5 protein-coding genes, 1 tRNA gene and 2 rRNA genes (1 of these 8 cut by a window edge) are annotated in these 6,537 nt (G+C 64.6%); 4 read left to right on the top strand and 4 right to left on the bottom strand.

Features of this window, described 5'->3' with window-relative positions:
- The 3 genes from DJ017_RS15800 to DJ017_RS15790 form a co-directional block, all read left to right on the top strand.
- Positions 1-2,150 (top strand): 23S ribosomal RNA (locus DJ017_RS15800); it begins 637 nt to the left of the window's first position.
- Positions 2,151-2,220: 70 nt separating this feature from the next.
- A 5S ribosomal RNA gene (rrf, locus tag DJ017_RS15795) occupies positions 2,221-2,335 on the top strand.
- Between the two features lie 56 nt (positions 2,336-2,391).
- Positions 2,392-2,468: transfer RNA gene (locus DJ017_RS15790), tRNA-Met, on the top strand.
- A 283-nt stretch (positions 2,469-2,751) separates the two neighbouring features.
- On the opposite strand, the gene DJ017_RS15785 is transcribed toward DJ017_RS15790, so the two are convergent.
- Positions 2,752-3,405: a helix-turn-helix domain-containing protein gene (locus tag DJ017_RS15785; protein ID WP_111529615.1), complete on the bottom strand. Its 654-nt coding sequence runs from the start codon at positions 3,403-3,405 to the stop codon at positions 2,752-2,754.
- A 158-nt stretch (positions 3,406-3,563) separates the two neighbouring features.
- Positions 3,564-4,499 (bottom strand): polysaccharide deacetylase family protein, encoded by a 936-nt coding sequence (locus tag DJ017_RS15780; protein WP_111529614.1) that lies wholly within the window; start codon positions 4,497-4,499, stop codon positions 3,564-3,566.
- Between the two features lie 200 nt (positions 4,500-4,699).
- Here DJ017_RS15780 and DJ017_RS15775 point away from each other — a divergent pair, with 200 nt between their 5' ends.
- Positions 4,700-5,002: a hypothetical protein gene (locus DJ017_RS15775; RefSeq protein WP_111529613.1), complete on the top strand. Its 303-nt coding sequence runs from the start codon at positions 4,700-4,702 to the stop codon at positions 5,000-5,002.
- A gap of 25 nt (positions 5,003-5,027) precedes the next feature.
- Here DJ017_RS15775 and DJ017_RS15770 read toward each other — a convergent pair whose 3' ends face one another.
- Together DJ017_RS15770 and DJ017_RS15765 are read right to left on the bottom strand one after the other, a co-directional pair.
- Entirely contained in the window at positions 5,028-5,795 is a 768-nt protein-coding gene (locus DJ017_RS15770; RefSeq protein WP_111529612.1) for an SDR family NAD(P)-dependent oxidoreductase, read from the bottom strand.
- Positions 5,792-6,526 (bottom strand): SDR family NAD(P)-dependent oxidoreductase, encoded by a 735-nt coding sequence (locus DJ017_RS15765; protein ID WP_111529611.1) that lies wholly within the window; start codon positions 6,524-6,526, stop codon positions 5,792-5,794. The genes DJ017_RS15770 and DJ017_RS15765 overlap by 4 nt, the downstream gene beginning before the upstream one ends.
- Positions 6,527-6,537: the final 11 nt, after the last annotated feature.

Here is a 6,537-nt window from a genome sequence, read left to right as displayed (position 1 = left end):
AAGCTTAAGCCGTTAGGTGTAGGCGCAGCGAAAGCGAGTCTGAATAGGGCGAATAAGTACGTCGCATGACGACCCGAAACCAGGTGATCTATCCATGAGCAGGTTGAAGGCTGGGTAACACCAGCTGGAGGACCGAACCCGTGAATGTTGAAAAATTCTGGGATGACTTGTGGATAGGGGTGAAAGGCCAATCAAACCTGGACATAGCTGGTTCTCCGCGAAATCTATTTAGGTAGAGCGTCAGACGAATTCCTCGGGGGGTAGAGCACTGGATGGATGCGGGCGGCGCGAGCTGTACCAATTCTAACCAAACTCCGAATACCCGAGAGAACTATCTGGCAGACACACGGCGGGTGCTAACGTCCGTCGTGAAAAGGGAAACAACCCTAACCATCATCTAAGGCCCCCAAGTAACGGCTAAGTGGGAAACGATGTGGGATTGCTTTGACAACCAGGATGTTGGCTTAGAAGCAGCCATCATTTAAAGAAAGCGTAACAGCTCACTGGTCAAGCGATCCTGCGCGGAAAATGTAACGGGGCTCAAGCCGTTCGCCGAAGGTATGGGTGTGCGCAAGCACGCGGTAGCGGAGCGTTCCGTAAGCCTGTGAAGGTCAGTCGTGAGGCTGGCTGGAGGTATCGGAAGTGAGAATGCTGACATGAGTAGCGACAAAGAGTGTGAGAGACACTCTCGCCGAAAGTCCAAGGGTTCCTGCGTAAAGCTAATCTGCGCAGGGTTAGCCGGCCCCTAAGGCGAGGCCGAAAGGCGTAGTCGATGGGAACCAGGTGAATATTCCTGGGCCAGTTGGAAGTGACGAATTCCGTAAATTGTCGGGGCTTACTGGATTGCTCCCGGCAGTGAAGGAGTTCCTGGAAATAACTCCAACAGAGACCGTACCCGAAACCGACACAGGTGGACTGGTAGAGCATACCAAGGCGCTTGAGAGAACTATGCTGAAGGAACTCGGCAAATTGCACGCGTAACTTCGGGATAAGCGTGACTCACCTTGCGCAAGCAAGACTGAGTGGCACAGGCCAGGGGGTAGCGACTGTTTATCAAAAACACAGGGCTCTGCGAAGCCGTAAGGCGACGTATAGGGTCTGACGCCTGCCCGGTGCCGGAAGGTTAAAAGGAGGGGTGCAAGCTCCGAATTGAAGCCCCGGTAAACGGCGGCCGTAACTATAACGGTCCTAAGGTAGCGAAATTCCTTGTCGGGTAAGTTCCGACCTGCACGAATGGCGTAACGACTTCCCCACTGTCTCCAGCATAGGCTCAGCGAAATTGAATTCCCCGTGAAGATGCGGGGTTCCCGCGGTCAGACGGAAAGACCCTATGAACCTTTACTGCAGCTTCGCCTTGGCGTTAGCGTCAACATGTGTAGGATAGGTGGGAGGCTATGAAACCGGGGCGCCAGCTCCGGCGGAGCCATCCTTGAAATACCACCCTTGTTGTCGCTGACGTCTAACCGCGGCCCGTTATCCGGGTCCGGGACATGGCGTGGCGGGCAGTTTGACTGGGGCGGTCGCCTCCCAAAGTGTAACGGAGGCGCGCGATGGTGGGCTCAGAGCGGTCGGAAATCGCTCGTCGAGTGCAATGGCATAAGCCCGCCTGACTGAGAGACTGACAAGTCGATCAGAGACGAAAGTCGGCCATAGTGATCCGGTGGTTCTGTATGGAAGGGCCATCGCTCAACGAATAAAAGGTACTCTAGGGATAACAGGCTGATTTTGCCCAAGCGTCCACAGCGACGGCAAAGTTTGGCACCTCGATGTCGGCTCATCACATCCTGGGGCTGGAGCAGGTCCCAAGGGTTCGGCTGTTCGCCGATTAAAGTGGTACGTGAGCTGGGTTCAGAACGTCGTGAGACAGTTTGGTCCCTATCTGCCGTGGGTGTACGAAGCTTGAGAGGATCTGTCCCTAGTACGAGAGGACCGGGATGGACACACCTCTGGTGGACCTGTCGTGGCGCCAGCCGCGCAGCAGGGTAGCTAAGTGTGGAATAGATAACCGCTGAAAGCATCTAAGCGGGAAACTAACCTCAAAACAAGGCTTCGCCGAGAGCCGTGGTAGACCACCACGTTGATAGGCCAGGTGTGGAAGTGCGGCGACGCATGGAGCTTACTGGTACTAATCGCTCGATCGGCTTGATCGTTCTTATCAAAACTCATGGATGCTTTGGCTTGCCAAAGCTGACGATGATGTCTTCGCATCCGCTTTGTTGACCTGGTGGTTTTGCCGGGGGGTCCCCACCCGATCCCATTCCGAACTCGGTCGTTAAGCCCCTCTGGGCCGATGGTACTTCGTCTTAAGACGCGGGAGAGTAGGTCGCTGCCAGGTCTACCAAGCGGATGCACAGGTCACCCTTCAATCACGATATCGAACACCGGCTTCGCCGCGGGGTGGAGCAGCCCGGTAGCTCGTCAGGCTCATAACCTGAAGGTCACAGGTTCAAATCCTGTCCCCGCACCCAAGTTCACGGCCCTCGCAATCGCGGGGGCCGTTTTCGTTTGGGCGCATCACGACGCGCGCCTGGCAGAGCTGAGGCCCGTGAGAGCGGCGGGCGATCTGGAGCGCCCGCAGCGGCGCGCAGGCCGCGCTGCGCCGCGATCCGCGCGGGAAGGGCGCGCCGGCGCAGTATTCGCCCAGCGGGCGGCGAGCTGATCTGGGAATTGGCGAAGTAAAGACTCAGACGAGCCGAGGAGCGCCGGTACGGATGGCGCCGGCCTGTCGGGAGGGGCAGGCCCGGGTGTTGGCTAGGCCGCCAGGCGTTCCAGGACGTCCCACTTGCGGACGCGGAACTGCCGGCAGGAGGCGAATTCGACCACCTTGGAGGACTGCAGCTGGGTCAGCATGCGGGAGACGGTCTCGATGGTCAGGCCGAGGTAGTCGGCGATGTCCTGGCGGCCCATCGGCAGGGCGATGGCCTCGGCCTCGCCGCGGCTGGCGAGGTCCATCAGGAAGGTGGCGACCTTCTCGGCGGCGGTCTTGCGGCCGAGCAGCAGGACGTGGTCCTGGGCCCGCTCGAGGTCGCGGCACGCAGCTTCCCAGATAGCCCGGTCGAGCTCGCCTTCGTCGGCCTGGGCCTTCAGCGACGAGCGCTTGACCACCTGGATGGTGCAGTCGCAGAGCGCCTCGGCCGAGTAGCGGTGCTGGGCGCCGACCTCGAGGCCGAACAGGTCGCCGGCCTGGTAGAAGTCGCCCACCTGGCGGCGGCCGTCGGAGAGCAGGCGGGTCGTCCGCACCACGCCCTCGACCACGCGATAAATCAAATCGGCGTCTTCCTCCTGGGCGTAGACTTCCTCGTCCTTGGCGAAGGTCATGCGCACGCCGAGCCGGTCCATCACCTCGGTGAGGTTGTGGGACCGGATGCCCGTCCGGGCGTCGTCGAGGGGATAGGCGAGGGTCATGGCGGCGGCTCCGTCGGATGGAGCGATTGGTAATCAGCGCCGCGTAACCCCGAAATTCGTGGCGATCACTTACGGGGTTTTCCTTAGACGGGATGTCCAAGGACAAACGGTCCTAGGACGGGTTGTCCCGTTTTCCGCCGCGCGGCCGGTTCCCACCGTCAGGGCTCGGTGTCGAGGCGGGCCGTGGCGGCGACGACGTCGGCCGGCGGATCCTGGAAGCCCGTCCAGTCGAGATCCTTCTTGAGCGTCACCGACCAGCGCTCCAGCCAGTCGTCGCCGTTCGCATCGGCCTGGACCTCGGCGATGGCGTAGGCGGGATCGCGCATGACCACGTCCAGCGGGGACGGCGTCAGGCCGCGGGTGCGGAGCATGGCCGCGAGGTCGCCGAGGCTGTCGGCGTTGAGGCGGCTGGCGTGCAGCAGCATGACGAGGTCCGGGCGCCGGCCGAGCAGCTCCAGCGCCGCCTTGCGATACCAGTCCAGGCAGATGGCGGTGTAGGCGAGGTATTCGCCCTGGATCGCCGCGGCGGCGCCGCGGTCGCCCTTCAGGATCGCCTCGTCGTAGGGCAGGGCGAACTGGTCGTCGGAGTTCACCACCGTCACCGGCGCGATGCGATAGCCGTTGGCGGCCAGCCAGGCCTCGATCCGCCGCTGGTCGGCCAGGGTCGGGCCGGTCTCGAGATAGGGATGGCGGAACCAGCGCGGCGTGCGGTGGGCGGGGGCAAGGATCTGGCGCAGCAGGGCGTCGTCGCGGGCGATGTCGGCGATGTAGGCCTCGGCGCCCATCTTGTTGGGCGAGCCGTGCGAATAGGTGTGATTGCCGAGCTCGACCCCGGCCCGGATCCAGCGGCCCAGGAGGGCGGCGCGGACCGCCGGCGTATCCTCGAACTTGTCACCCACCACGAAACCGATCGCCGGCAGGCGCTCGCGGCGCAGGTCGGCCAGCAGCCGGCGCGTGGTCGTCGTGGCGTAGGCGGGATCCTCGGACAGGCTGAGGGTCGGCAGGTCGTCGAAGGTCAGCGCCACGCGTTCGGCGGCGGCCGGATGCGGCGCGGCGATGAGGAAAAGGATCAGGATCGCCGCCCAGCGGATCATCTTCGCCCTAACGCCTTCCGTGTCTCCGAGGTTGTCCGAACTGGGCTGCGTCGCTGCAGAAGGGAAGCGGCGCGTCCCGGTGATGCGATTTTTCGCTGCTGCGCCAGAAAAGCGTGACCTTTTCGGGGCCAAAATCTCTTTTGTTATTGAGGGAACCCTGCGGCCAAGCTGGACTCCCTCGGTTCTAGAAAGGCGCGCCCATGAGCCCGTTCGCCGCCGTCCACGCAGTCGACCCTGTCCAGATCGCCATCGCCTCGGCCGCGGTGCTCTGGCCGCTGGCGCTTGGATTGAGCCTGGTGCTGTGGACCAAGGCGCGGGCCGCCGAGCGGCGGCGCAAGCTGGCGCTCATCGACGGCGGGCTGAAGGGCATGTTCCGCAGCCTCGAGGCCCGGCCGGTCCCCGGCCGGCTGGAACTGGTGGTCGAGGCGCTCGAGGAGAGCGCCGCCGTTCCGGCCCGACCGGCCGTGGCGCAGGCCAGCCGCAAGGCCGAGCGGGCTTCCTGATCTCCAGGTCTTTTCGCGCCTCTCGTCAGGCGTTGCGCGCCATCAGGCCGCCGTCCACCGGGATGGTGACGCCGGTGATGTAGCTCGCCGCCGGCAGGCACAGGCTGAGGGTCATGTGCGCCACCTCCTCGGGCCGGCCATAGCGGCCCGTGGCCGTGCGCCGCTTGGCGAAGGTCGCCTTGTCCTCCTCCGAGATCGCCTCGGTCATGCCGGTGAGGATCGGCCCCGGGCAGATGCAGTTCACGGTGATCCCCTCGCGGCCGAGCTCCACGGCGAGCGCCCTGGTGAGGCCGGTGACGCCGGCCTTGGCCGCCGCGTAGGTGGAATCGCGCGAGGTGGCGCCGAGGGCCTCGGTGGAGGCGATGTTGACGATCCGCGGCGAGGCCGACTTGCGCAGATGCGGCAGGGCCGCGCGGATGGTCCGCTGGTGGGCGGTCAACAGGATCGAGACCGAGCGGTCCCAGACCGCCTCGTAGTTGGCCGCGTCGATCGCCGCGAAGCCCGAAACGCCGGCGTTGTTGATCAGGATGTCGAGGCCGCCGAAGCGCGCCGCGACCTCGGCCGTCACCCGCTCGATGGCGGCGGGATCGGAGACGTCGAGGGCCCATGCCTCGGCGCTCTGGCCCCGGGCTTTCAGCTCGTCGGCGAGCGCGCGGACAGGACCTTCGTGGACATCGGTGGCGGCGACATTGGCGCCCTCGGCGGCGAAGACCTCGGCCGTGGCGCGGCCCATGCCGCTGCCCGCGCCGGTGACGAGGACGGTGAGGCCTTTGACGGAACGGCTCAGGGTCATGACAGGGAAAGCCCTCCATCGACGATCAGGGTCTGGCCGACCACGTAGGCGGCCAGGGGCGAGGCGAGGAACAGGGCGGCGCCGGCCATGTCGCGCGGTGTGCCCATGCGGCCGAGCGGGATCGCGCGGATGGCGCCTTCGCGCCGCTCGGGATGCTCGGTCGTGACCTTGGTGAGCTTGGTGTCGACGAGGCCGGGGGCCAGGCCGACGACGCGGATGCCCTCCCGCGCCCAGGCCTCGCCCAGGGTCTTGGTCAGGCTGACCGCGCCAGCCTTGGAGGCCGCGTAGGCCGGGTTGCCGCGGTTGGACTGGAAGCCGGAGACCGAACTGACGATGATGATCGTGCCGCCGCGGGCGGCGAGCGCGTCGTGGAACTTGTTGGCGCAGTCCATCAGGCTGTCGAGGTTGACCGCCATCACGTGATCCCAGCCTTCGGGCTGGAACTCGCCGCGCCTGTAGACCACCGTGCCTTGACAGAGGACGAGGACGTCCAGGGCGTCGAAGCCCTTGGCCTGTTCGATCTCGGCGCGTCTGGAGACGTCGACCTTGGCGTAGTGCAGGCCGCTGAGGTCAGAGCCCTCGACGCCCTCATAGTCGGCGGCCGTGGCGCGGGTGCCCCAGACGTGAACCTCGGCCCCGCGTTCGCGGAACTCATGGCAGATCCCGTTGCCGATGCCGCTCGATCCCCCGACGACGAGGACCCGCTTCCCTGAGAAATCCAGCTCGTTCATCTACGCCCCTC

The organism is Phenylobacterium soli (assembly GCF_003254475.1).
GTDB classification, from domain to species: Bacteria; Pseudomonadota; Alphaproteobacteria; order Caulobacterales; family Caulobacteraceae; genus Phenylobacterium; species Phenylobacterium soli.
This window is presented reverse-complemented; position numbering and strand designations above follow the sequence as displayed.